The organism is Streptomyces sp. NBC_00647 (assembly GCF_045207245.1).
GTDB lineage: Bacteria > Actinomycetota > Actinomycetes > Streptomycetales > Streptomycetaceae > Streptomyces.
Genome location: NZ_CP109040.1, coordinates 4,087,887 through 4,112,088, shown reverse-complemented (window position 1 = coordinate 4,112,088; position 24,202 = coordinate 4,087,887). Strand labels below are relative to the sequence as shown.

Annotated in this window: 18 protein-coding genes; 10 read left to right on the top strand and 8 right to left on the bottom strand. The window is 71.1% G+C overall.

What is annotated here, in order from left to right; translation table 11 throughout:
* Positions 1–283 precede the first annotated feature (283 nt).
* Together OG788_RS17965 and OG788_RS17960 are read left to right on the top strand one after the other, a co-directional pair.
* On the top strand, positions 284–2,539 hold the full coding sequence (locus tag OG788_RS17965) for an ATP-dependent RecD-like DNA helicase (RefSeq protein WP_351553089.1): 2,256 nt from the start codon (positions 284–286) through the stop codon (positions 2,537–2,539).
* 294 nt (positions 2,540–2,833) lie between these two features.
* Entirely contained in the window at positions 2,834–4,123 is a 1,290-nt protein-coding gene (locus tag OG788_RS17960; RefSeq protein WP_351553092.1) for a citrate synthase, read from the top strand.
* Positions 4,124–4,750: 627 nt separating this feature from the next.
* Here OG788_RS17960 and OG788_RS17955 read toward each other — a convergent pair.
* From OG788_RS17955 to OG788_RS17945, 3 genes are all read right to left on the bottom strand, one after another.
* Positions 4,751–6,994, bottom strand: a complete 2,244-nt coding sequence (locus tag OG788_RS17955) for a heavy metal translocating P-type ATPase (RefSeq protein WP_406371991.1) — start codon at positions 6,992–6,994, stop codon at positions 4,751–4,753.
* Positions 6,995–7,086: 92 nt separating this feature from the next.
* A complete protein-coding gene (locus OG788_RS17950) occupies positions 7,087–7,326 on the bottom strand; it encodes a heavy-metal-associated domain-containing protein (protein WP_406371989.1) in 240 nt (79 codons plus the stop codon).
* A gap of 284 nt (positions 7,327–7,610) precedes the next feature.
* Positions 7,611–8,285: a TetR family transcriptional regulator gene (locus OG788_RS17945; protein ID WP_351553102.1), complete on the bottom strand. Its 675-nt coding sequence runs from the start codon at positions 8,283–8,285 to the stop codon at positions 7,611–7,613.
* 166 nt (positions 8,286–8,451) lie between these two features.
* On the opposite strand from OG788_RS17945, the gene OG788_RS17940 reads away from it, so the two are divergent.
* On the top strand, positions 8,452–10,719 hold the full coding sequence (locus tag OG788_RS17940) for an MMPL family transporter (RefSeq protein WP_406371987.1): 2,268 nt from the start codon (positions 8,452–8,454) through the stop codon (positions 10,717–10,719).
* Between the two features lie 42 nt (positions 10,720–10,761).
* Positions 10,762–11,805, top strand: a complete 1,044-nt coding sequence (locus OG788_RS17935) for a zinc-dependent alcohol dehydrogenase family protein (RefSeq protein WP_406371985.1) — start codon at positions 10,762–10,764, stop codon at positions 11,803–11,805.
* Between the two features lie 19 nt (positions 11,806–11,824).
* Here OG788_RS17935 and OG788_RS17930 read toward each other — a convergent pair whose 3' ends face one another.
* From OG788_RS17930 to OG788_RS17915, 4 genes are all read right to left on the bottom strand, one after another.
* A complete protein-coding gene (locus OG788_RS17930; protein WP_406371983.1) occupies positions 11,825–12,403 on the bottom strand; it encodes a GNAT family N-acetyltransferase in 579 nt (192 codons plus the stop codon).
* 130 nt (positions 12,404–12,533) lie between these two features.
* Entirely contained in the window at positions 12,534–12,734 is a 201-nt protein-coding gene (locus OG788_RS17925) for a MerR family transcriptional regulator (RefSeq protein WP_351553114.1), read from the bottom strand.
* A 511-nt stretch (positions 12,735–13,245) separates the two neighbouring features.
* A complete protein-coding gene (locus tag OG788_RS17920; protein ID WP_406376783.1) occupies positions 13,246–14,148 on the bottom strand; it encodes a helix-turn-helix domain-containing protein in 903 nt (300 codons plus the stop codon).
* A 257-nt stretch (positions 14,149–14,405) separates the two neighbouring features.
* Positions 14,406–15,383 (bottom strand): sugar phosphate isomerase/epimerase family protein, encoded by a 978-nt coding sequence (locus tag OG788_RS17915; protein WP_406371981.1) that lies wholly within the window; start codon positions 15,381–15,383, stop codon positions 14,406–14,408.
* Between the two features lie 121 nt (positions 15,384–15,504).
* On the opposite strand from OG788_RS17915, the gene iolC reads away from it, so the two are divergent.
* From iolC to OG788_RS17885, 6 genes are all read left to right on the top strand, one after another.
* On the top strand, positions 15,505–16,518 hold the full coding sequence (gene iolC, locus OG788_RS17910) for a 5-dehydro-2-deoxygluconokinase (protein ID WP_406371979.1): 1,014 nt from the start codon (positions 15,505–15,507) through the stop codon (positions 16,516–16,518).
* Between the two features lie 170 nt (positions 16,519–16,688).
* The gene (locus OG788_RS17905; RefSeq protein WP_406376782.1) at positions 16,689–17,585 is read left to right on the top strand and encodes a deoxyribose-phosphate aldolase; all 897 of its coding nucleotides are present in this window, start codon (positions 16,689–16,691) and stop codon (positions 17,583–17,585) included.
* A gap of 7 nt (positions 17,586–17,592) precedes the next feature.
* Positions 17,593–18,435: a 5-deoxy-glucuronate isomerase gene (gene iolB / locus OG788_RS17900; RefSeq protein WP_406371977.1), complete on the top strand. Its 843-nt coding sequence runs from the start codon at positions 17,593–17,595 to the stop codon at positions 18,433–18,435.
* Positions 18,432–20,315, top strand: a complete 1,884-nt coding sequence (iolD, locus tag OG788_RS17895) for a 3D-(3,5/4)-trihydroxycyclohexane-1,2-dione acylhydrolase (decyclizing) (protein ID WP_406371975.1) — start codon at positions 18,432–18,434, stop codon at positions 20,313–20,315. The genes iolB and iolD overlap by 4 nt, the downstream gene beginning before the upstream one ends.
* 14 nt (positions 20,316–20,329) lie before the next feature.
* Positions 20,330–21,832 (top strand): CoA-acylating methylmalonate-semialdehyde dehydrogenase, encoded by a 1,503-nt coding sequence (gene mmsA / locus OG788_RS17890; protein WP_406371973.1) that lies wholly within the window; start codon positions 20,330–20,332, stop codon positions 21,830–21,832.
* A gap of 467 nt (positions 21,833–22,299) precedes the next feature.
* Complete coding sequence (locus tag OG788_RS17885) at positions 22,300–23,709, top strand: APC family permease (protein WP_351553132.1); 1,410 nt, start codon at positions 22,300–22,302, stop codon at positions 23,707–23,709.
* Positions 23,710–23,752: 43 nt separating this feature from the next.
* Here the strand turns inward: OG788_RS17885 and OG788_RS17880 are convergent, their stop codons facing one another.
* The gene (locus OG788_RS17880) at positions 23,753–24,163 is read right to left on the bottom strand and encodes a GNAT family N-acetyltransferase (protein WP_406371971.1); all 411 of its coding nucleotides are present in this window, start codon (positions 24,161–24,163) and stop codon (positions 23,753–23,755) included.
* Positions 24,164–24,202: the final 39 nt, after the last annotated feature.

The following is a 24,202-nucleotide window of genomic DNA, read 5'->3' as shown; positions in this document are numbered from 1 at the left end:
CCACAGGCCTGTTCAACGCAGGTCGCGTCACGTGACGGTTCACGTCGAAAGGGCTGCCGGAAAAAATTCCGGAAGCCGTGCAACCCTTCCGCGACTTCGCGGGTCGTACGTGGCATCAGGACTTCTGGAGGGGGATCTGGGGGGATCGCGGGGGTTCTGATACGGAGGGGAAAGCCGAGGGGCCCGGTCGACGGACCGGGCCCCTCGAATGCTTTCGCGCGCCGACCGGGTGAGTTGTCCACAGCCCCGGAGCGCTGTCGGAGGCGGGCGGTACCGTCGGATCATGTCCAATCAGGCGGGGGCCGCCCAGACCGGCGAGCGGCGACTGGCCACGCTGGAAGGCGTGCTCGAACGGATCACGTACGCCAACGAGGAGAACGGATACACGGTCGCCCGGGTGGACACCGGCCGGGGCGCCGGCGATCTGCTCACCGTCGTCGGATCGCTTCTCGGCGCCCAGGTCGGCGAGTCGCTGCGCATGGAGGGCCGCTGGGGCTCCCACCCGCAGTACGGCAAGCAGTTCACGGTGGAGAACTACACGACGGTGCTCCCGGCCACCGTCCAGGGCATCCGCCGCTATCTCGGTTCCGGCCTGGTCAAGGGCATCGGCCCGGTCTTCGCCGACCGCATCACCCAGCACTTCGGACTGGACACCCTGCGGATCATCGAGGAGGAGCCGAAGCGGCTCATCGAGGTCCCGGGGCTCGGCCCCAAGCGCACCGGGAGGATCGCCGACGCCTGGGAGGAGCAGAAGGCGATCAAGGAGGTCATGCTCTTCCTCCAGACCGTCGAGGTGTCCACCTCCATCGCGGTCCGTATCTACAAGAAGTACGGCGACGCGTCGATCTCGGTCGTGAAGAACCAGCCCTACCGCCTGGCGTCCGACGTCTGGGGCATCGGCTTCCTCACCGCCGACAAGATCGCCCAGTCCGTCGGCATCCCGCACGACAGCCCGGAGCGCGTGAAGGCCGGCCTTCAGTACGCCCTGTCCCAGTCCACCGACCAGGGCCACTGCTACCTCCCCGAGGAGCGGCTGATCGCGGACGCGGTGAAGCTGCTCCAGGTCGACACGGGCCTGGTCATCGAGTGCCTGGCCGAGCTGGCCGCGCCGGCGGAAGAGGGCGAGGACCCCGGTGTCGTACGGGAGAAGGTCCCCGGCGCGGACGGCGGCGACCCGGTGACGGCCGTCTACCTGGTGCCCTTCCACCGCGCGGAACTCTCGCTCTCCGCGCAGCTGCTGCGCCTGCTGCGCAGCGACCGGGACCGGATGCCCGGCTTCCACGACGTGGCCTGGGACAAGGCCCTGGCCTGGCTGAAGGGGCGCACGGGCGCGGAGCTGGCCCCCGAGCAGGAGGCGGCGGTCCGGCTCGCGCTCACCGAGAAGGTCGCCGTGCTCACCGGAGGTCCGGGCTGCGGCAAGTCGTTCACGGTCCGCTCGATCGTGGAGCTGGCCCGCGCCAAGGGGGCCAAGGTGGTCCTCGCCGCGCCCACCGGCCGTGCCGCCAAGCGGCTCGCCGAGCTGACCGGAGCCGAGGCCTCCACCGTGCACCGGCTGCTGGAGCTCAAGCCGGGCGGTGACGCGGCCTATGACAAGGACCGGCCGCTGGACGCCGACCTGGTGGTGGTCGACGAGGCCTCCATGCTCGACCTCCTCCTCGCCAACAAGCTGGTCAAGGCGGTGCCCCCGGGTGCCCATCTGCTCTTCGTCGGCGACGTCGACCAACTGCCGAGCGTCGGCGCGGGCGAGGTGCTGCGCGATCTGCTCGCCGACCGCGGCCCGGTCCCGGCGGTCCGCCTCACCCGGGTCTTCCGCCAGGCCCAGCAGTCCGGGGTGGTGACCAACGCGCACCGGATCAACTCCGGGCAGCACCCGGTCACCGACGGCATGAAGGACTTCTTCCTGTTCGTCGAGGACGACACCGAGGAGGCGGGGCGGCTCACCGTGGACGTGGCGGCCCGGCGGATTCCGGCCAAGTTCGGGCTCGACCCGCGCCGGGACATCCAGGTCCTCGCTCCCATGCACCGGGGCCCGGCCGGCGCGGGCCACCTCAACGGCCTGCTCCAGCAGGCCATCACCCCCGGCCGCCCCGACCTCGCCGAGAAGCGGTTCGGCGGCCGGGTCTTCCGGGTCGGGGACAAGGTCACCCAGATCCGCAACAACTACGAGAAGGGCGAGAACGGCGTCTTCAACGGCACCGTGGGCGTCGTCACCTCGCTCGATGCGGTCGAGCAGCGTCTGACGGTGCGGACGGACGAGGACGAGGAGGTGCCGTACGAATTCGACGAACTCGACGAGCTCGCCCACGCCTACGCGGTGACCATCCACCGCTCCCAGGGCAGCGAGTACCCGGCGGTGGTGATCCCGGTGACCACGGGCGCGTGGATGATGCTCCAGCGCAATCTGCTCTACACGGCGGTCACCCGGGCCAAGAAGCTGGTCGTCCTCGTCGGTTCGCGCAAGGCCATAGGCCAGGCGGTGCGTACGGTGTCCGCGGGACGCCGGTGCACGGCCCTGGACTTCCGGCTGTCCGGCTCATGAACCACGGCCGCACGGCCGTCCGGTGGTGTGGACCGAGCCCGTTCGGCGGCCGAACGGGGCCTTTCGGGCGCGGGACACGCTCCGTCACAAAAAATGATCGATCAAATGAGTCACGAAGGTCACAGAGCACTTCCCGTTGCGGGATGGACGGGGCAGGATGAGCAGGTTGGCGGCACTGAGTGCCGCCAATAGGCCCAATGGTCGACCCCGAGTGCACTCTCCAGGGCCAAATGGGGGATGGTAGAGACAGTCAGGGCACCTCGAAGAAGAGGCACAACGTCGGTGAGGGATGACGTGAGCGACAACTCTGTAGTACTGCGGTACGGCGATGGCGAGTACACCTACCCGGTGATCGACAGCACCGTCGGCGACAAGGGCTTCGACATCGGCAAGCTCCGCGCCCAGACCGGTCTGGTGACGCTGGACAGCGGGTACGGCAATACCGCCGCCTATAAATCCGCGATCACCTATCTCGACGGTGAGCAGGGCATCCTCCGGTACCGCGGCTATCCGATCGAGCAGCTGGCCGAGCGTTCCACCTTCCTGGAGGTGGCGTACCTGCTGATCAACGGTGAGCTTCCGAACGTCGACGAGCTCTCCACCTTCAAGAACGAGATCACGCAGCACACCCTGCTGCACGAGGACGTCAAGAACTTCTACAGGGGCTTCCCGCGCGACGCCCACCCGATGGCGATGCTGTCCTCGGTCGTCTCGGCGCTGTCGACCTTCTACCAGGACAGCCACAACCCGTTCGACGAGAAGCAGCGCAACCTCTCCACGATCCGGCTGCTCGCCAAGCTTCCGACGATCGCGGCGTACGCCTACAAGAAGTCGATCGGCCACCCCTTCGTCTACCCGCGCAACGACCTCGGGTACGTCGAGAACTTCCTGCGCATGACCTTCTCGGTCCCCGCCCAGGAGTACGACCTCGACCCGGTCGTCGTCTCCGCGCTGGACAAGCTGCTCATCCTGCACGCGGACCACGAGCAGAACTGTTCGACGTCCACCGTGCGTCTGGTCGGCTCCTCGCAGGCGAACATGTTCGCCTCGATCTCCGCCGGCATCTCCGCCCTGTGGGGCCCGCTGCACGGCGGCGCCAACCAGTCGGTCCTGGAGATGCTGGAGGGCATCCAGGCCAACGGCGGCGACGTCGACTCCTTCATCCGCAAGGTGAAGAACAAGGAGGACGGCGTCCGCCTGATGGGCTTCGGCCACCGGGTGTACAAGTCCTTCGACCCGCGCGCCAAGATCATCAAGGCCGCGGCGCACGACGTCCTCTCCGCTCTCGGCAAGTCCGACGAGCTGCTGGACATCGCCCTCAAGCTGGAGGAGCACGCGCTCTCCGACGATTACTTCGTCTCGCGCAACCTCTACCCGAACGTCGACTTCTACACCGGCCTGATCTACCGCGCCATGGGCTTCCCGACCGAGATGTTCACGGTCCTGTTCGCCCTCGGCCGGCTGCCGGGCTGGATCGCCCAGTGGCACGAGATGATCAAGGAGCCCGGCTCCCGCATCGGCCGTCCGCGGCAGATCTACACGGGTGTCGTCGAGCGCGACTTCGTGCCGGTCGAGGCCCGCTGACGCCTGCACGACAGATCGCCGGGTCCCGTACGCGGGGCCCGGCGCTTTGGTACGCGGGGCCCGGCGGTCTCGTACGCGGGACCCGGCGGTCTCGTACCGAGGCAGAAAAACGGAAAGCGCCCTGCTACTGGTCCCCCCACGGGCCGGCAGTCAGGGCGCTTTCCTTGTCCCGGTGCGGATTCCCCCCACGGGATCCGGCCGGGCGTCTGTGGGACAGCGCCTGAATCGCTGTGTGCCGGCACGGGGCCGGCGGTGAGCCGAGCGAGCTGAACTCGCTGTACTGCGGTGGTGCGGTGCGATCTGCCGGGACGCGTACGGATCGGGAGGGCCGCTCAAAGCTCCCCGGTGTACGTGCCCCGGCGACGCAATTTCCGGGAACGTCCCCCAAGACATCCCCAGATGCCAGTCACGCCCCCCAAGACGCTTCTGACATCGCCAACTTAGACCGACGAACCCCTTCGATGGTTACGTTCACATCACTGTGATCTGTGTCTCTTGCATATGTCCTGAAGATAGGCAAGAGCCCCGATATGGGAATCGGGAACCAAGCGTAAGGAAGATGCGCGAGCCTTGTGAAGAGCTTATGTGAGGCTCCCGTTGGACTCTAGGGGGACTCATACATCGTCGTCACGAGAATGCTCTGAGTCGAAGGCTGTTCGTGACCACGAACACCGACGAGAAGGCCATCGCCGCCCCCGCGATCATGGGGTTCAGCAGGCCCGCAGCGGCCAGCGGCAGTGCCGCCACGTTGTAGCCGAAGGCCCAGACCAGGTTTCCCTTGATCGTCGACAGGGTGCTGCGCGCCAGCCGGATCGCGTCCGCGGCCACCCGCAGGTCCCCGCGCACCAGCGTCAGATCGCTCGCCTCGATCGCCGCGTCCGTCCCCGTGCCCATCGCGAGGCCCAGATCGGCGGTGGCGAGCGCGGCCGCGTCGTTCACCCCGTCGCCGACCATCGCGACGGTCCGGCCCTCGCCCTGGAGCCGGCGCACCACGGCGACCTTGTCCTCGGGCAGCACCTCGGCGATCACCTCGGCGGAGCCGATGCCGACCGCCCGCGCCACGGCCTCGGCGACCGCCCGGTTGTCCCCGGTCAGCAGCACCGGCGTGAGCCCGAGGGCACGCAGTTCGCGTACGGCCTCGGCGCTGGTCTCCTTGATCGTGTCGGCGACGGTCAGGAGGCCCACCGCCGCGCCGTCCCGGGCGACCACGACCGCCGTGCGGCCCTCCGCCTCGGCCGCGTTCTTCGCGCGTGCAAGCGCCGTCGGGAGCTCGTCCGGGAACCGGCCGACGGTGACGTCGTGGCCGTCCACCCGTCCGCGTACGCCGCGGCCGGGCACGTTCTCGAAGTGTTCCGGTACGGGAAGGCCGCCGACGCGCTCCTGAGCGCCTGCCGCGATCGCCCGGGCGATCGGGTGCTCGGAGGCGTGTTCCAGGGCTCCGGCGAGCCGCAGGACGTCCTTCTCGGCGGTGCCGTCGGCGACGTACACCTCGTGGAGGCTCATACGTCCCGTGGTGACCGTGCCGGTCTTGTCCAGGACGACCGTGTCGACGCGGCGCGTGGACTCCAGGACCTCGGGGCCCTTGATGAGGATGCCGAGCTGGGCGCCGCGGCCGGTGCCGACCATCAGGGCGGTCGGGGTGGCCAGGCCGAGCGCGCACGGGCAGGCGATGATCAGCACCGCGACGGCGGCGGTGAAGGCCGCGACGGTGTCGCCGGTGACCGCGATCCAGGCCCCGAAGGTGCCGAGCGCGATGAGCAGCACGACGGGCACGAAGACCCCGGAGATGCGGTCGGCGAGGCGTTGCACCCCGGCCTTGCCGTTCTGCGCGTCCTCCACGAGCCGGGCCATCCGCGCGAGCTGGGTGTCCGCTCCGATCCGGGTGGCCTCGACGACGAGCCGGCCCCCGGCGTTCACGGTCGCACCGGTGACGGTGTCCCCGACGGTCACGTCCACCGGCACCGACTCGCCGGTGAGCATGGAGGCGTCGACGGCCGACGTGCCCTCCACGACGGTCCCGTCGGTGGCGACCTTCTCGCCCGGCCGTACGACGAAGCGGTCGCCGACCGCCAGCCGCTCCACGGGGACGCGGACCTCACGGCCGTCCCGCAGGACGGCGACGTCCTTGGCGCCGAGCTCCATCAGGGCCCGCAGAGCCGCTCCCGCGCGCCGCTTGGAGCGGGCCTCCAGGAACCGGCCGAGCAGGATGAACGCGATGACGCCCGCGGCGACCTCGAGATAGAGCGTGGACGCGCCGTCCGTACGGGAGACGGTGAACTCGAAGGCGTGCCGCATGCCCGGCATCCCCGCGTCGCCGAAGAACAGCGCCCACAGGGACCAGCCGAACGCCGCGAGGGTGCCGACCGAGACCAGGGTGTCCATGGTGGCCGCGCCGTGCCGCGCGTTCATGAGCGCGGCCCGGTGGAAGGGCAGCCCGCCCCAGACGACGACGGGCGCGGCGAGCGTCAGCGAGAGCCACTGCCAGTTGTCGAACTGGAGGGCCGGGATCATCGACATCAGGACGACGGGCAGGGCGAGCAGCGCGGAGACGGTCAGACGCACGCGCAGCGCGGCCGTCTCGGGGTCGTCGTCGGCGGGAGGTGCCGTCTCCTCGGGCGCCGCGGGCGGCGGGGGTTCCTCGGCGGTGTAGCCCGTCTTCACCACGGTGGCGATCAGATCGGCGACCTGTACCCCCACGGGGTAGGAGACCTTGGCCTTCTCCGTCGCGAAGTTGACGGTGGCGGTGACGCCGTCCATCCGGTTGAGCTTCTTCTCGACCCGGGCCGCGCAGGAGGCGCAGGTCATCCCGCCGATGGAGAGCTCGACCTCCGAGGTCGTGCCTATGGGTGTCACGGGTGCTGCGGTGGTCATGGTCCGGCTCCAGGAATGAGCCGGGCCGCGCGGAGCCGGTATCAGCCGGTCGGCACGGCCCGGTACGGAGGAGAGGGGCTGCTGGGGTCCGCTCAGGCCGGGCCGACGAGCTCGAAGCCCGCCTCGTCCACCGCGGCGCGGACGGCGTTCTCGTCGAGCGCGGTCTCGGAGACGACGGTGACCTCGCCGGTCGAGGCGACGGCCTTCACGGAGGTGACGCCGGAGATCTGGGAGATCTCGCCGCTGACGGAGCCTTCACAGTGTCCGCAGCTCATCCCGCTCACCTGGTAGACGGCGGTGACGGAACCCGGGGTGTCGGTCTGCGCGGTCATGGCGTTACTCCTCGTCGAGGCGTCCGGTGCGTGCGTGTGGGGGAGAGGCCCCTGGGAACCCAGGGTTCTCCTCGATGGTCACCACACTATACCCCTAGGGGGTATTAATCCAAGCGAGCCCGGGTGTGCCCGGCGGCTGGTTCCGGGTCGAGGATCACTGGTTGATTTGTCCGAACCTTATGGCAAAGATCCCTGATGTCGCGGACGGGGAGGCCGGTGCCGCCGATGCCTGGCGCGTCCGGCACGGCCGGTCTGTCCGGCGTGTCCGGTGCGCCCGGCGCGACTCAGTGGCCGACGGGCTGCTCGTTCCCGAGGATCGGCTCCAGGTAGCGGTGCATGACCGTCTTCAGCTCCGCCACGTAGGCGTCCCGCTCGGCGCCCTCGTGGGACATGATCAGGGTGAGGCCGGCCTTGAAGAGGTGGAGCGTCATGTTCGCCGTGCGGGTGCGCTCGTCCGGCGGGAGGTCCGGCAGGCGGGTCGCGATCATCTCCTCGACGCGGGCGAGGAGGGTGCAGTGCACGCTGCCGATCTCCTCGACGATCGGCCCCGGGGTGTCGGGGCCGTGCATCAGGACGGCGAAGGCCGGGTTCTCGACGTTGAACGCGATCAGCGGGTCGAGGACCGCGTCGAGCATCCGGTCCAGCGGGAGGCCGATGTTCTCCGGCGTGAGCGCCTGTCCGTGCGACCGGGCCCAGTGCTCCAGCAGCTGGTCGCCGAGGCCGACCGCGATGGCTTCCTTGTTCGGGAAGAACTGGTAGAGCGTGCCGGGTGAGACACCGGCCTCGCGGGCGATGGCGTTCGTGCTCGCCGCCGTGTAGCCGGACTGGCAGAACACGGAGGCCGCCGCCTCCAGGAGCTGGGCGATACGGCGCTCCCCGCGGGCCTGCCGGCGGCGCGGCTTGTCCTCGGCGCGCTGCTGCCGCGTCGGTGACTCCTCGGTCTGCTGCTTATCGGGCACGGGTTATCCCCAGCTTCTCGGGACGCGATTGACAAACACGAGTGGTCGCTCGCATTCTTGAAAAACGCGAGCGATGGCTCGTGTTTGCCATTCTATGGCAATGGGCGATCCATGCTGCCTGCACGGGAGCGGGCCATCAGGGTCACGGTGAAGGGGACACCACATCATGTCCGAAGTCGACGACGCGGGTGACGGGCCCGGAGCGAGGCCCGGCCAGGGCTCGGAGGCGGGCTCGGGCGGGGGCGCGCGGCTCGGCGGATGGACCCGGTTCGTGACCGCGCGGCCGCGGCTCTCCCTGCTCGTGGCCCTCCTGCTCACCGCTCTCGCCGTGGTCGCGGGCAGCGGGGTCGCCGACCGGCTGGGCAGCGGGGGCTGGGAGGACCCGACCGCGCAGTCGACGTACGCGACCAAGGCGCTGGAGCGGGAGTTCCCCGCATCGCAGCCCAATCTGCTGCTCCTCGTCGACGCGGGCGCCGCCTCGGTCGACGACCCCTCCGTCGCCGCCGAGGCCAAGCGGCTCACGGCGCGCCTGGCCACCGAGCGGGGCGTCACGGGCGTCGGTGCCTACTGGCAGTCCGGTTCTCCCGCGCTGAAGGCGCGTGACGGCCACGAGGCGCTGATCGCCGCGCGCCTCACCGGCGACGAGAAGACCGCGTCCGACACCCTGGACCGGCTCGCACCCTCCTTCCGCGGAAGGAGCGGCCCCGTCGAGGTCGAGGTCGGCGGACCCGTCGCCGTGCGGCACGAGATGCAGACGACCATCCGCGAGGACCTGACCCGGGCCGAGATGATCGCCCTTCCGGTGACCCTCCTGCTGCTGGTCATGGTCTTCGGGAGCGCCGTCGCGGCCCTGCTGCCGCTCGGGGTCGGCATCATCGCGATCCTCGGCACCAACGCCGTGCTGCGCGGACTCACCGAGGTCACGGACGTCTCGGTCTTCGCGATGAACCTGACCACGGCCCTCGGTCTCGGTCTCGCCATCGACTACGCCCTGTTCATCGTCCGCAGGTTCCGTGAGGAGCTGGCCTCCGGGGCCCCGCCGCGCACCGCGGTCGGCACCACCCTGCGCACGGCGGGCCGCACCGTGCTCTTCTCCTCCCTCACCGTCGCGGTGTCGCTGGCCGCGATGCTGCTCTTCCCGCAGTACTTCCTGCGCTCCTTCGCCTACGCCGGCATCGCCGTCGTGCTGCTGGCCGCGGCCGCCGCCCTGATTCTGCTCCCCGCGGCGCTGGTGCTCCTCGGCGACCGGGTGAACTCCCTGGACCTGCGGCGCCTGTTCCGGCGCGGAAAGCCGAGTCCGGCCGACGAAGGGGCCGCCTGGGGACGCATGGCCTCCCTCGTGATGCGCAGGGCACCGCTCTTCGCGGTGGCCACCACGGCCGGCCTCATCGTCCTCGGACTGCCCTTCCTGGGCGTGAAGTTCGGCACGGCCGACGACCGCCAGCTGCCCTCGGGCGCGGAGTCGCACATCGTCCAGCAGCACATCCGCGACGGCTTCCCGGGCAGCCCCGGCGGCGGTCTGGAGATCCTGGCCGAGGGAGCGGCCACCCCGACCCAGTACGCCCGGTACAGGGACCGGATCGCCGCGCTGCCCGAGGTGCTGCGTGTGGACGGGCCGCTGGTGAAGGGCGACGCGGCGTACTTCACGGTGCTGCCGAAGGGCGAGGCCGTGGACGAGGGGGCCCAGCGGCTGGTGGGTGAACTCCGGGCGGCGGACGCTCCGTTCGACACCTCCGTGACCGGCACGGCGGCCGTCCTGGTCGACTCCAAGCACGCGATAGCCGACCGGTTGCCGTGGGCGGCCGCGTTCATCGCGATCGTCACCCTGTTCCTGGTGTTCCTGCTGACCGGCAGCGTGCTGATCCCGGTCCAGGCGGTGCTGCTCAACGCGCTCAGCCTGACCGCGATGTTCGGTGCGGTGGTCTGGGTCTTCCAGGACGGCCATCTCTCCGGCCTCCTCGACTTCACCAGCTCCGGTTCGATCGAGACGACCCTCCCGGTCCTGATGTTCTGCGTCGCCTTCGGTCTCTCCATGGACTACGGCGTGTTCCTCCTCTCCCGGATCAAGGAGGAGTACGACCACACCGGCGACCACCGGGAGGCGGTCCGCTTCGGGCTTCAGCGCACCGGCGGGCTCATCACCGCCGCCGCGGTCATCCTCGCGGTGGTGATGGTCGCCATCGGCACCTCCCGGGTCGCGAACACCAAGATGCTCGGACTGGGCATCGCGCTCGCCGTGCTGATGGACGCGATGGTCGTCCGCAGCCTGCTGGTCCCGGCGGTCATGCGCCTGACCGGCCGGGCCACCTGGTGGGCGCCCGGTCCCCTGCGGCGCTTCCACGACCGGTTCGGACTCAGCGAGGGGGAGGCGCCTGAGGCGGCCCCTGCGCCGGCGCCCGAGCCCGGCCGGGACAAGGCGGGCGCGCGCGGATAGCGTTCCCGGGGAAGGTGATCTCCGGGCGGAGGGCGGAAGCCGATGCGGGCAGTGGTGTTCGAGCGGTACGGGGAGCCGGCCGAGGTGCGGGAGGTGGCGGACCCGGCGCCCGCGGAACACGGGGTCGTGGTGCGCGTCGAGTCCACGGGGCTGTGCCGGAGCGACTGGCACGGCTGGATGGGCCACGACCCGGACATCACGCTGCCGCATGTTCCCGGGCACGAACTCGCCGGGGTGGTCGAGGCGGTGGGTGCCCGGGTGACCGGCTGGCATCCCGGCGACCGGGTCACCGTCCCGTTCGTCTGCGCCTGCGGAAGCTGTCCCGCGTGCGCGGCGGGCGACCAGCAGGTGTGCGAGCGGCAGACCCAGCCGGGGTTCACGCACTGGGGGTCCTTCGCCCGGTACGTGGCGCTCGACCACGCCGACGTGAACCTGATCGCGGTGCCGCCGGAGTTGTCCTTCGCGACGGCTGCCTCGCTGGGCTGCCGGTTCGCCACGGCGTTCCGGGCGGTGGCCGCCCAGGGAAGGGCGGCCGCGGGGGAGTGGGTCGCGGTGCACGGCTGTGGCGGTGTCGGCCTCTCGGCGGTGATGATCGCGGCGGCCTCGGGGGCCCGGGTCGTGGCCGTCGACGTGTCACCCGCGGCGCTCGACCTCGCGCGGAAGTTCGGGGCGGCCCAGTGCGTGGACGCCTCTGCCGTGGCCGACCCGGCGCAGGCGGTCCGTGAACTGACCGGCGGTGGCGCGCATGTGTCGCTGGACGCCCTCGGATCGCCCGCCACCTGCGTGGCCTCGGTGAACGGTCTGCGCCGACGCGGTCGGCACGTCCAGGTCGGCCTGCTGCCCTCCCCGACCGGTACGACCCCGGTTCCGATGGCCCGGGTGATCGGCCTCGAACTCGAACTCCTCGGCAGCCACGGCATGGCCGCCCACGCCTACCCGGCGATGATGGAACTGGTCCGTGCCGGGACGCTCCGGCCCGACCTCCTGGTGACGTCCACCATCACACTGGACGCGGCACCGGCCGCACTGGCGGCCGTGGGTTCGGCACCGGGCTCGGGGGTGACCGTCATCGAGCCGTGGAGCTGACGGTCCCCCGGGCCGGTGGTCAGTGAGCCGTGGGGCCGGCGGGGTGCCCCCGGTGGGCGGCCCACTCATGGGCGAGGACCGACATCCGTACGGCGTCGATCCACTCCCCGTCGTGCAGGAGCGTCTGGCGCTCGACCCCCTCGGCCACGAAGCCGGCCTTCTCATAGGTGCGGCGGGCCCGGGGGTTGAAGGCGAAGACGTACAGCGAGACGCGGTGCAGGGCCAGTTGCTCGAAGGCGTGGCCGACGAGCAGCCGGGTGGCCTCGGTGCCCAGACCCCGGTCCCGGCCCCGGGGGCCGATGAGGATGCGGAACGTGCAGTTGCGGTTGTGCCGGTCCCACTCGTTCAGGACGGCCTCGCCGACCAGTTCGCCGGTGGCGCGGTCCACCACCCCGAGGTCCAGCCTGTCCGGCTGTTCGCCGCGCGTCCCGTACCAGGAACGCAGCCGCTCCGGCCCGAACTCCTCGTCGGGGCTGCCGGTGAGCCGCAGGACCTCGGGGTCGGCCAGGATCTCCGCCATCACCGGGACGTCGTCCACGGTGAACGGTCGCAGCAGGGTCTTCTCGCCGGTGAGGACGGGTTTCACGGAGAAGGTCACCAGTGGATCATCGGCGTGCGAGCGGCACGGCGGCAACCGAATTGGGGCGGTGCCCCACCCGGAGGCGAGGCACCCGGACATGAAGGACCCGGACATGAGGACCCGGACATGAAGGACCCGGCGGAAGGGGTCACTCGTCTCTGCGGCCCCGGTTTCCCGGTCGCGAGGCGACCCAGGACCGGACGGTGTCCGCGTACCAGTAGGGCTTTCCGCCTTCGACATGGTCGGGCGGCGGCAGCAGCCCGTGCTTGCGGTAGGAGCGCACCGTGTCCGGCTGCACCTTGATGTGCGCCGCGATCTCCTTGTACGACCAGAGCCTACGGTCGGTCATGAGTGGCACCTCCCTGCGCGCGCCGCGGCGGCGGCCTGGGGCGGCCGTCGGGGGAGCCGGGCGCTGCGCTGGTGATCACAAAGCCTGTGCCCCGTGAACGACGCAGCGTGAGGACAGGGCAGTGGCTGTTGACCGGGTGTGACGCAAGACCCGCGTACACGCGACATGTGTGACACGAAGGTGTTTTTTGTGACACGAGTGACGCATTGGTCGCCAAGGGACGGGAGATCGTCGGTCTGGTGATGCCGGTGACGCCCGGGGGTGACCTGAGCGGGGACAGGACCGGAAGGGCCGGGCCCTTTCCCGAACGCTCATCGTCGTTCGGGCGGAGGGACGCCCCCGACGCCCCTGCCGGCGGGCCCGGCCCACCGGCTCCCCGCGCCCCGCATCCCCCGGGTCCGCGGCCGGAAAGCACAGCCTGCCGTCGGCGCTGGCCGGTGGTCTTGGAGAAAATCGCCCTTCGGTCGATCGCGTTCCGCTCCGGGGCTGGTGTGCTTCGGGCCGTTCGGGCTCAGTCCTGGAGCGGGCGTGCCCGGTCCGCCGCGCCGAACAGGGGAGGGAGCGGCGCGTTCCGCCCGGGGGAGAGCACCAGACTGGTCGCCTCGCCCGCCACCCGCTCGTCCCCCGGCGGAGCGGACGGCGCCGTCCGCGGAGCCGTCCGCGCGGCGGTGAAACCGCGCGGAGTGCACCCGGTCATCGCCCTGAACTCCCTGCTCAGGTGGGCCTGGTCGTAGTAGCCGCAGGTCGTGGCGGTCTCGGCCTGGGAGCGGCCCGACGCGAGCAGCCGCCGCGCCCGCTGGAGCCGCAGCACCCGGGCGGCGGCCTTCGGCCCGAGCCCTATCTGTTCCCGGAAGCGTTTCTCCAACTGCCGTACGCTCCAGCCGACCTCGTCGGCCAGACGCGGCACCGGGATGGCGCCCCCGGTCCCGCGCAGCCGGTCCCAGGCCCGCACCACCCGCGCCGAACTCGGCGTCCCCGCCCCGGCCCGGCGGGCGAGTGCGTCGTCGAGCAGCCCGAACCGTTCCGCCCAGCCGGGCAACGCGGCCAGCGCGGCGGAGAGTTCGGCGAAACTGCCCCAGCGGTCACCGCCCGCGGCTGCGCCCGGCGGGTGGGGCAGCTCGTCGGGGTCCACGGTCCGGTCGGTCAGTTCGTACTGGGGGGTGCCGAACAGGGTGAACGCCGCCCACGGCATGAGCAGTACCTCGATGCCGGACAGCCGTCCGCCGTGTTCACCCACGGCCGCGGTGGTGGCCGGCCCCGAGAAGACCGACACAAGGGTGGCCGGTGGCCGGCCCGAGCGGGTGATGCGCACCGGCTGGTCGAACCCCAGGAGCAGTGTCGCCGCACCGATCGGGGCCTCCAGCCGGCGCCGCGGGCCGTCGAGGGAGAGCCGGATGCCGCGGTAGCCGATCACGCCGGGCCGCAGGCGCGGGTGGGGCGGCGCGACCGCGGTCTCCCAGGAACCGCCCGGTCCGTCACCCGCCCGCAGGACGAGTTCCGCCGCCGCCCGGGTGACAGCCCCTTCCAGGGTCCGCGTGACGGCCTCCGCCGTCGCCGGACCGGCAGCCCCCTGCGTCACCCGTGCGGCGGCCCCCGCGCGGCGGGGGCGCCCGGGCGGCCCCGAGGACCCGCCGGGCCCCGAGCGCTCGTCGGGTCCTGCGGACGCGGAGGTCATGCCCCGCAGGACCTCAGGAACGCCCGGGTGCGCCGGGCGATCGGCAGTGGCTTGTCCGGCGGACACGGATACATGTCCTGCTCGACGATCGCGAAGAGCTCGACGCCGAGCTGCTGCGCGGCGGCGAGGACGGGCTCCAGCGCCGGCACGCCGGACGGCGGTTCGCACATCACGCCGCGCGCGACGGCCGGCCCGAACGGCACCTCCTCGGCGCGTACCCCGGCCAGCACCAGCGGGTCCACCTGCTTGAGGTGGAGGTAGCCGATGCGTTCGCAGTACGTCTCGATGAGCTTGACGCTGTCGCCGCCGCAGTAGGCGTAGTGGCCCGTGTCCAGACACAGCGACACCAGGGAGGAGTCGGTCGCGTCGAGGAAGCGCGTCACGTTCTCCTCGCTGTCGATGTGCGTGTCGGCGTGCGGGTGGACGACGATCCGCAGCCCGTAGCGCTCGCGCACCTCATGGGCGAGCCGCTCGGTCTGGGCCGTCAGATTGCGCCACTGGGTCGGCGTCAGCGTGCTGTCCTCCAGCACCGCGCCGGTCTTGTCGTCGCGCCAGAAGGCCGGGATGACGACGAGATGCTCGGCACCCATCGCCTGAGTGAGCGCCGCGATGTCCGAGACGTGCGCCCAGGTGGACTCCCAGACGTCGGGACCGCGGTGCAGCCCGGTGAAGACCGTGCCCGCCGAGACGGTGAGCCCGCGCCGCGCGGTCTCCTCCTTGAGGACGTCCGGATCGGTGGGCAGATAGCCGTACGGGCCGAGTTCGATCCACTCGTAGCCCGAGCCGGAGACCTCGTCGAGGAAGCGCTGCCAGGGGACCTGCCCCGGGTCGTCGGGGAACCAGACGCCCCAGGAGTCGGGAGCCGAACCGATCCGGATGCGCGACAGTGAGGACGGAGGTGACGACCGCGCTGACGACTCCGGAGAGGTCCCGTACCCGGGCCGCGGCGATGACTGAGGTGGCAACGACGTCATGGGCGTCAGCTTCCGGCGGCTCCGGAGAGGTGTCAAGGCCTCGTCCGAATGTCTGGACAAAACGTTGACAGGCTCCGCGTGCGGGACTAGACCTGGGGACAGCCGTAGGGAAGGGAACTCGATGGCGTACGAGCTGATCACCATGGGGCGGATCGGTGTGGACCTCTACCCGTTGCAGACGGGAGTCCCGCTGGCCCGGGTGACGTCCTTCGGCAAGTTCCTCGGCGGCTCGGCGACCAACGTCGCGGTGGCGGCCGCGCGGCTCGGACGGCGTACGGCGGTCATCACCCGGACGGGCGACGATCCCTTCGGGGCCTATCTGCGCGAGACGTTGCGCGACTTCGGCGTCGACGACCGCTGGGTCACCGCGGTCCCCGGTCTGCCGACCCCGGTCACCTTCTGCGAGATCTTCCCGCCGGACGACTTCCCGCTCTACTTCTACCGGCAGCCGAAGGCCCCCGACCTGGAGATCGGCGCCCACGAACTCGACCTGGGCGAAGTGCGCGCCGCCCGCGTCTTCTGGATGACGGGCACGGGACTGAGCGCGGAACCGAGCCGCACGGCCACGCTCGCCGCCCTGGCCCACCGGGCCCGGTCCGGTACGACGGTCTTCGACCTCGACTGGCGCCCCATGTTCTGGGGGGACCCGGCCGCGAACAGCCCGGCCGGGAAGAACGGAGCTCCGCACGGCATGGCGCGGAAGGACCTCGCCGCCTCGGCGCGCCCCTTCTACGCGGAGGCCCTGCGCCACGCCACCGTCGCCGTCGGCAATGTCGACGAGGTCGAGATCGCGACGGGCGAGCGCGAGCCGCACGCCGCCGCCGACGCCCTCCTCGAAGCCGGTGTCGAACTCGCCGTGGTGAAGCAGGGCCCCAAGGGTGTTCTCGCCGTCCATCGCGACGGCACCCGGGCCGAGGTCCCGCCCCTCCCGGTCGAGGTCCTCAACGGCCTCGGCGCGGGAGACGCGTTCGGCGGCTCCCTCTGTCACGGACTGCTCGCCGGCTGGGACCTGGAGCGGGTCATGCGCCACGCGAACGCGGCGGGCGCCATCGTCGCCTCCCGACTGGAGTGCTCCTCCGCGATGCCGACGCCGGACGAGATCGAAGGGGCCCTCGCGGCGGGAGCGGTGCGGTGAGGGCGGGCCACGTCGGGGGAGCCCGCCACGAGCAGGGCGGCGACGCGCCGCCGCCTCACGAGGCGGTCGAGCACGCCCGGGCGGGCGCGCCGGAGAGAACCGAGCCCGCCGGTGTCCCGCCCGACGGACCGCTCTCCGTCACCCCCGCCACCCCCACCACGTACGACCGACTGCGCCCGCCGTCCCCTCGCGTCGATGTCCTGGCTCTCGTCCAGGTCCGGGCCCGTCATCCCGAAGCGATCGCCGAGGCCGCGGCGCGGCGGGTGCGGCGGCCGCTGGTCGACGGGTCCGGGCGGCTGATGATCGTCGCCGCGGACCACCCGGCGCGCGGCGTGCTGGCCGTCGGCGACCGGAAGCTGGCCATGGCGGGGCGCGCCGATCTGCTGGAGCGGCTGTGTCTCGCGCTCTCCCGCCCCGGAGTGGACGGCGTGCTCGCCACCGCCGACATCCTCGACGACCTGCTGCTGCTCGGCGCGCTCGACGGCAAGGTGGCCATCGGGTCGATGAACCGGGGCGGACTCGCGGGTTCCGCCTTCGAGCTGGACGACCGGTTCACCGGGCACCGCCCGAAGGACCTCGAGCGGCTCGGGTTCGACGCGGGCAAGCTGCTGCTGCGCATCGACTACGACGATCCGGGCTCGTTGCGCACCCTGGAGTCCACGGCCCGGGTGATCGACGACATGGCCGAGCGTCAACTTCCGGTCTTCGTCGAACCGTTCCTCTGCCGTCGCCGGAAGGACGGTAGCCTGCGCAACGATCTGAGCGCCGAGGCCGTCACCAAGTCGATCGCCATCGCCGGCGGCCTGGGCGGCAGTTCGGCGTACACCTGGCTGAAGGTCCCCGTCACCGAGAACCCGGACGACATGGCCCGCGTCATGGAGACCTCCACGCTGCCCGCCGTCCTGCTCGGGGGCGATGTCGGCGAGGACCAGGAGGGTGCGTACGAGAAGTGGCGCGGGGCGCTCCGACTCCCCACCGTGCAGGGACTGGTGGTGGGCCGTTCGCTGCTGTACCCCGCGGACGGCGATGTCGCCGCGGCCGTGGACACCGCCGTCGGACTGCTGTGAGGGCCGCATGAGTCGTCCGAGCAACGAGCTGTACGTGCCCAGGGGCACCACGGCCGACGCGTACTACGCCCTCGACATCGATCCCGAACGGGCCGGCTGGACCCACAGCAGTCTGCGGGTCGTGGAACTGGCGCCCGGTGGCACCCACACCTTCACCACCGGGGACAGTGAGTGGATCGTGCTCCCGCTCGGCGGCGGCTGCACGGTGCGCGCCAAGGACGGCACGGAGCAGGAAGAGTTCCGACTCCTGGGCAGAAGGAGCGTGTTCGACGGAGTCTCCGACTTCGCGTACGTGCCCCGTGAGGCCCGGGTCCAGATCGCCTCCGGCGTGGGAGGCCGCTTCGCCCTGGCAGGAGCGAAGTGCGAGCGCCGACTCCCCGCCCGCTACGGCCCCGCGCCGGAGGTTCCCGTCGAAGACCGCGGCAGCGGCGACTGCGCCCGCCAGGTGCGCAATTTCGCCGCCGCCGACGTCTTCGAGTGCGACCGGCTGATCGCCGTCGAGGTGATCACCCCCGGCGGCAACTGGTCCTCGTATCCGCCCCACAAGCACGACGAACACCTGCCCGGTGTCGAGTCGCGGCTGGAGGAGATCTACTACTTCGAGATCGACGGCCCGAACGGTTTCGGCTATCAGCGCGTATTCCCTTCCCGTGAGGGCGGTTCCGACGTCCTCGCCGAGGTCCGCACCGGCGATGCCGTCCTCGTCCCCGACGGATGGCACGGTCCGTCCATCGCCCAGCCCGGCCACGCCATGTACTACCTGAACGTCATGGCGGGACCGGGCGGGGACAGGGAGTGGCGGATCCGCTTCCACCCGGGACACGTAGAGAGCACAGGGGGATACCGATGACCTCGACGACGAGGCTGACGGTCGCGCAGGCGCTGGTGCGGTTCCTGGCCGCGCAGTACACGGAACGGGACGGTGAGCGACGCCGCCTGATCGGCGCCACCTGGGGCATCTTCGGCCACGGGAACGTCGCCGGGATCGGCCAGGCGCTCGTCGAGTACGCCGACGAGATGCCGTACCACCAGGGGCGCAACGAACAGGCCATGGTGCACGCGGCGGTCGGCTACGCGCGCCAGTGCGGCCGGCTGTCGGCGCACGCCGTGACCACCTCCATCGGGCCCGGCGCCACCAACCTCGTCACCGGCGCCGCGCTCGCCACGATCAACCACCTCCCGGTGCTGCTCCTGCCCGGCGACGTGTTCGCGACCCGCCCCGCCGACCCGGTGCTCCAGCAGCTCGAAGTCCCCTACGCCGGGGACGTGTCGGTCAACGACTGTCTGCGCCCGGTGTCGAAGTACTTCGACCGGATCACCCGCCCCGAAGCCCTGATCCCGGCGGCCCTCCAGGCGATGCGCGTGCTCACCGACCCCGTCGACACCGGCGCCGTCACGCTCGCGCTGCCGCAGGACGTGCAGGCGGAGGCGTACGACTGGCCCGAGGAGTTCTTCGCCGAGCGGACCTGGGCCGTGCGGCGCCCGGCGGCCGACGCCGGTGAACTGGCCGGTGCCGTCGCGGCGGTCCGCGAGGCCCGGCGTCCGCTGATCGTGGCGGGCGGCGGCGTCCACCACAGCCGCGCGGAGGAGGCGCTCGCGGAGCTCGCCTCCGCCACCCGCATCCCCGTGGCCTCCACCCAGGCGGGCAAGGGCTCGCTGCGCTGGGACCACCCCCAGGACGTCGGCGGCATCGGCCACACCGGCACGGCGACCGCCGACGAGCTCGCCCGCACCGCCGACCTGGTGATCGGCGTCGGTACCCGCTACACCGACTTCACCACCGCCTCCGGCACCCTTTTCGGCGCCTCGGGTGTCCGCTTCCTCAACCTCAACATCGCTCCGTACGACGGCCACAAACTCGCCGGCACACCGCTGATCGCCGACGCGCGCGCCGGTCTCGAGGCCCTCACCGAGGCTCTCCTGATGCACGGGTACCGTGCCGAGCCCGCGTACGTCACCGAGTACACGGACGACAAGGAGCGCTGGGAGTACCGCGTCGACGCGGCCTACGAGGCCGAGGACGTCGACATCCGGCCCACCCAGCCGCAGGTGCTCGGCGTCCTCGACGAGCTGGTCACCGAGGACGACATCCTGATCAACGCGGCCGGCTCGCTCCCCGGCGACCTGCACAAGCTGTGGCGGGCGCGGTCGCGGGACCAGTACCACGTCGAGTACGGCTACTCGTGCATGGGCTACGAGATCCCGGCGGCGATCGGCGTACGGATGGCGGCCCCGGACCGGCCCGTGTGGGCGCTGGTCGGCGACGGCACCTATCTGATGATGCCGACCGAGATCGTCACCGCCGTCCAGGAGGGCGTCGCGATCAAGGTGATCATCCTCCAGAACCACGGGTACGCCTCGATCGGCGGTCTCTCCGAGGCCGTGGGCGGCGAGCGGTACGGCACGGCGTACCGCCACCGCGCCGAGGACCGTACGTACACGGGGGCGCCGCTGCCGGTGGATCTCGCGGCCAACGCGGCCAGCCTGGGCATGCGCGTCCTACGCGCGAAGACCGTGCGTGACCTGCGGGCCGCCCTGGCCGAGGCGCGCGACGCGGACACTCCCACTTGTGTCTACGTGGAGACCGAAACGGCAGACACAGTGTCGGGCGCGCCCCCGGCCCAAGCCTGGTGGGATGTACCTGTGGCCGAGACCGCGACCCGATCGTCGGCGGTCAAGGCACGTGAGGAGTACGACCGGCACGTCGCCGCCCGACGCCGCCATCTGTGAAGGAGTGCATGGCCATGACGAAGACCGTCGACCACTGGATCGGTGGCAAGACCGTCGAGGGTGCGTCGGGTACGTACGGGCCGGTCACCGACCCGGCGACCGGCGCCGTGACCACGAAGGTCGCGTTCGCGAGCGTCGAGGAGGTCGACGCGGCGGTCGCCGCCGCGAAGGACGCCTACGCGACCTGGGGACAGTCCTCGCTGGCCAAGCGGTCCACGATCCTGTTCAAGTTCCGCGCGCTGCTCGACGCCAACCGGGACGCGATCGCCGAGCTGATCACCGCCGAGCACGGCAAGGTGCACTCGGACGCGCTCGGCGAGGTCGCGCGCGGCCTGGAGATCGTCGACCTGGCCTGCGGGATCACCGTGCAGCTGAAGGGCGAGCTGTCGACCGAGGTGGCCTCCAAGGTCGACGTGGCGTCGATCCGGCAGCCGCTCGGTGTCGTCGCGGGCATCACGCCGTTCAACTTCCCGGCCATGGTGCCGATGTGGATGTTCCCGCTCGCCATCGCGTGCGGCAACACCTTCGTCCTCAAGCCGTCCGAGAAGGACCCGTCGGCCGCCATGAAGCTCGCCGAGCTGCTGGCCGAGGCCGGTCTGCCCGACGGTGTCTTCAACGTCGTGCACGGCGACAAGGTGGCCGTCGACCGTCTCCTCGAGCACCCGGACGTCAAGGCGGTGTCCTTCGTGGGCTCGACGCCGATCGCCCGCTACATCCACACCACCGCCGCCGCGAACCACAAGCGGGTCCAGGCCCTGGGCGGTGCCAAGAACCACATGCTGGTCCTGCCGGACGCCGACCTGGACGCGGCCGCGGACGCCGCCGTCTCCGCCGCGTACGGCTCGGCCGGCGAGCGCTGCATGGCGATCTCCGCGGTCGTGGCGGTCGGCTCCATCGGCGACGAGCTGGTGGACAAGATCCGTGAGCGCGCCGAGAAGATCAAGATCGGTCCCGGCAACGACCCGACCTCCGAGATGGGCCCGCTCATCACGGCCGTCCACCGCGACAAGGTGGCGTCGTACGTGAAGGGCGCCGCCGACCAGGGCTCCGAGGTCGTCCTCGACGGCACGGGCTACACGGTCGACGGGTACGAGGACGGCCACTGGATCGGCCTCTCGCTCCTGGACCGCGTGCCGGTGACGGCGGACGCGTACAAGGACGAGATCTTCGGCCCGGTGCTGTGCGTGCTGCGCGTGGACACCTACGAGGAGGGCGTGGCGCTGATCAACGCGTCCCCCTTCGGCAACGGCACCGCGATCTTCACCCGGGACGGCGGCGCCGCCCGTCGCTTCCAGCTGGAGATCGAGGCGGGCATGGTCGGCGTGAACGTGCCGATCCCGGTGCCCGTCGGCTACCACTCCTTCGGCGGCTGGAAGGACTCCCTCTTCGGGGACCACCACATCTACGGGAACGACGGCACGCACTTCTACACCCGCGGCAAGGTCGTCACCACCCGCTGGCCGGACCCGTCGGAGGCGCCGACGGGCGTCGACCTGGGCTTCCCGCGCAATCACTGAGGCGCCCCCGGTGCCCCGCCCCTCGTCCGGGGGGCGGGGCACCGTCGCGTTCCGGGCCCCTGCCGTCCGCAGGGCCTTCCCCTCGGTGGTGACGCCGGAGTTCTCGCCGTCCGCGGGCGTCCGGAGTGCGGACCAATCCTGGCGAATTTCGGGACCCCGACTGCGGTTCTCGTCATGGGGTGATGAAACGGGTAGCGCAGGCAGATTGGCGATGCTTCCTTGGAAAGCAAGGTCATGATCCGCCAGGTATTGATGATTGCAACATGATGGCGTTGAAGCCTGGGAAAGTTATGTGACGTGGGCCGCTCCGCTATTGCGGATTCCGTAGGTAAACGGCCATTGACGCAACGGTTTCCGTCAAGGTTCCATCAGCGCGGGAGCGGACGAGAAGAGGCACCACGCGAGCCGCCGGAGGCGATAGCGCTCCCGCCCGAACCACCTACGCACGAGTCGATCGGAACCACTTCATGACCGACACGCTCCGCCCTGTCGAGACCGCCGTCCCGGACGCCGCCCCCACGGCGACCGGGAACCCCCAAAAGCTCAAGCGATCCATCGGCATCGTCGGCGGCACCCTGCTGACGCTCTCGTGCGTGACACCCGCGTCGACGCTGTTCGTCGTGGTTCCCGACCTGTTCTCGTCGCTCGGCACGGCGACCGCGCTGACCATCGCGATCGGCTCCCTGCTCTGTATCGCCGTGGCGTTCTGCTACTCGGAGCTGGGCACCCTCATCCCCAGCGCGGGCGGCGAGTACGCCATGGTCTCCACGATGGCCGGACGTCTCGCGGGCTGGCTCGTCTTCGTGCTCTCCCTGCTGGTCGTCATGATCGTGCCGCCGGTGATCGCGATGGGCACGGCCGACTACCTGGCGCCCATCGTCCATCTGAACCCCTCGGTCGCCGGTGCGGCCGTGATGATCCTGGCCACCCTCGCCGGCCTCCTCGACCTGCGCGCCAACGCCTGGATCACCGGCATCTTCCTGGTCCTCGAGGTCATCGCCGCGGCGCTCGTTGCGGTTCTGGGCTTCGCCCACAGCGAGCGGGGCGTCGGCAGCCTCGTCTCGATGCAGGTCACGGACTCCGGCGGCCACACGGACACCGTGACGGCCATGCTCGTCGTCTCCGGGCTCGCCATCGCCCTCTTCATAACCCAGGGCTTCTCGACCGCGGTCTACCTCTCCGAGGAACTGGAGAACCCGCGCCGCAACGTCGCCCGTACCGTCCTCGCCACCCTCGCCATCTCCACGGTCATCATCCTGGTGCCGGTCGTCGCGATCACCATGGGCGCCTCCGACCTGTCGGCCCTGACCGGCGGTGACATCAGCGGCATGGTCACGGCCTGGTCCAACTCGGCCGTCGGCACCTTCGTCAGCCTCTGCGTCGCCCTCGCGATCATCAACGCGGGCATCGTGATGGTCATCCAGAACTCGCGCGTCCTGTTCGCCTCGGCCCGCGACAAGGCGTGGCCCGGCCCGGTCAACGAGGGTCTGTCCCGGCTCGGCCGGTTCGGCTCCCCCTGGGTCGCCACCCTGCTGGTGGGCGTTCCCGGCGCCGCCCTCTGCTTCGTCAACCTGGACACCCTGTACGGCGTGACGGGCGTGTCGGTGACGGCCATGTACCTGCTCGTCGCGGTCGCCGCGCTGCTCGCCCGGCGCGGTCACCACCGCCACACGCCCGCCTGGCGGATGCCGCTGTGGCCCGCGGTGCCGGTCCTGCTGATCGCGGTCCTCGCCTACATCCTCACCCAGCAGGAGACGGTCTACCTGCTGTGGACCGGCGGCATCACCGCGGTCGCCACCCTCTACTGGGCCTTCTACCTGCGGCCCCGCCGCGACACCCGCTGGCTGGTCTCGATCCCCGAGGACGCGGAGGCGTAACCGCGCGGCACGCCCCGCCGGACCCGGCCCTGCCCCGGCGGCCTCACCCGAAGTCCCACGTCACCACCGTGCACGTCCCGTCGTCCTTGCCACCCGCGCTGCGGTAGGTGGCGAGGGCGACGTCGTTCCCGGTGTCCACACCGACCCACATCCCGTAGCAGCCGCGTTCCCGGGCCAGGGCGGAGAGTTCGCGGATCAGCGCCCGCCCGGTGCCGCGCCGCCGGAACGCCTCGGCCACCGCCAGCTCGTACAGGAACATCTCGGTGCCCTTGTCGGGGTGGACCGTCTCCACGCCGCTGATGAAGCCGACGGGGACCTCGCCCTCGTAGGCCAGGTACAGGTGGTGGCCCCGGGTGTCCAGGAACCGCCGGGCCCACTCGGGACGCACGGGATGGTCGAAGAGGTACTCGGCGGCGGTCAGTTCCTCGACAGTGGTGGCGCGGCGCATCTCCATGGGGCGTTCGTACCACGGACGCGGTACGCGGGACCCGAG